Annotated in this window: 1 protein-coding gene and 1 pseudogene; one reads left to right on the top strand and one right to left on the bottom strand. The window is 44.3% G+C overall.

Going from position 1 to position 1,882, the window contains the following annotated elements:
- Positions 1-211, bottom strand: a pseudogene (locus NM10_RS12685) (cation:dicarboxylate symporter family transporter); the annotation flags it as partial.
- A gap of 134 nt (positions 212-345) precedes the next feature.
- Here NM10_RS12685 and NM10_RS12680 point away from each other — a divergent pair.
- Positions 346-1,866, top strand: coding sequence for an IS1634 family transposase (locus tag NM10_RS12680; RefSeq protein ID WP_020311934.1), 1,521 nt, complete (start codon positions 346-348; stop codon positions 1,864-1,866).
- The last annotated feature ends 16 nt before the right edge of the window (positions 1,867-1,882 follow it).

The raw sequence follows: 1,882 nt of genomic DNA, 5'->3' as shown, positions 1-1,882 counted from the left end.
GGGGAACACCGGCAATGCCCTTGGTCGACAGCATGAGCGTGACCATGACCAGTAGCTGCTGCTCAATGGGCATCTGGATACCGTAGAGCTGGGCAATGAACAAGATACCGGCTGAACTGTACAGCGTCGAGCCGTCGAGGTTGAAGGAATAACCCGTCGGCATGACAAAGGTGACAATCGTCTTGGGAACGCCCAATTCTTCCAGGCGCTTCGGGAGTTTGACACTTAATTCATAAAAAAATGCCCATGAAGCCAGTAAACAAGCGCGTCTTTTTGTCAAATTTTCTGTTTTTATTTGTGCTATATCGTGCTATATGGTATAATACCCTGTGAGAGGTGGTTTTTATGTATGCCGCTGTTACAGGAACTGGCAAAAACAAAAGTGTCTATATTATACAATCCTATCGAAAAGAGAATGGCCGAACATCTTCACGGGTCTATCGTAAATTGGGTAGATTGGATGCTCTCTTAGAAGAATATCATGGTGATAAAGATAAAATGATGGCTTGGGCCAATGCAGAAGCCGCCAAAGAGACTCAAGCGTGCCGTACGCAGTCCGGAAAAATTGCGCTTTTCCTTTCTCAATCTGCTTGTATCCCCAAAGAGGAACAACGTTCTTTTAATGTAGGATATCTATTCTTGCAACACCTTTGCACAGAACTGCGTTTGGATGCTATTTGCCGCAAAATTAAGCGTCGGCACCAATACAATTATAATCTCTCTGCTATCCTTGCGGATCTTATCTTTGCCCGTATCCTGTCTCCAGCCAGTAAACGGAGCAGCTACGAATTCTGTAAAACCCTATTGGAACCACCGCGCTATACACTCCAGAATCTATATCGCGCCCTATCTGTCATTGCTGAGGAGTCCGATTTCATTCAAGAAGAGCTCTACCGAAATTCTAACTTCATCCATCCTCGCAATCGTACGGTCTTGTATTACGACTGCACCAATTACTATTTCGAAATTGAAGAAGCTGAGGGGATGAAGCAATATGGCAAAAGCAAGGAACATCGCCCCAATCCTATCATTACCATGGGCTTATTCATGGATGCCGATGGTATCCCCTTGTCTTTCGATATGTATCCAGGGAACCAAAATGAACAGACTACCCTCAAACCGTTAGAGACTAAGATTATCCGGGATTTCGGATGCAGCCGATTCATTTATTGTTCCGATGCCGGGTTAGGCAGTAAAGCGAACCGCCGGTTCAATAGTTTGAATGGACGCCAATACGTTATTACTCACTCTCTGAAAAAAATGAAGCAGGAAGACCGTGACGTGGCACTCGACTCCCGACATTTCCGAGCCCCGGGTTCTCGTAATTTTATAAACATCTCAACACTCGATGAAAGCGATAAACAGGTGTTCAACACCATCTTTTATAAAGAAATCCCTATGGGAGAAGATGAAACGTTGATTGTAACCTATTCACCGAAATACAAAGCCTACCAGCGGACCATCCGACAAGCCCAAATCCAGCGTGCCCAGAAATTGATTGATTCTCCTGGGAAAAAGACGCGGCGGAATAATCCCAACGACCCAGCTCGTTTTATTGAAAAAACAGCCGTATGCCCTACCGGAGAAATTGCCAAGAAGTATGTTTATAGCCTGGACGAAAAACGTATACAGGAAGAATCCAAATATGATGGATTCTACGCCGTCATTACAAACATCATTGGAAATCCAGAAGAGATTCTGAAGATTAACCGGCGACGCTGGGAAATTGAAGAGAATTTTCGGATCATGAAATCTGAATTCGAAGCCCGGCCTGTATTCGTTCGTCGGGAAGATCGTATTAAAGCGCACTTCCTGACCTGTTACATGAGCCTGTTAGTCTACCTGATTGTTAAGAAGAAAAATTAAAATGAAAATATACCTG

Source organism: Megasphaera sp. NM10 (genome assembly GCF_000417505.1).
Taxonomy (GTDB): domain Bacteria; phylum Bacillota; class Negativicutes; order Veillonellales; family Megasphaeraceae; genus Megasphaera; species Megasphaera intestinihominis.
This window is presented reverse-complemented; position numbering and strand designations above follow the sequence as displayed.

Coding starts and splice junctions, on each gene's coding strand:
- NM10_RS12680 (WP_020311934.1), top strand. CDS start 346: ATGTATGCCGCTGTTACAGGAACTGGCAAAAACAAAAGTGTCTATATT.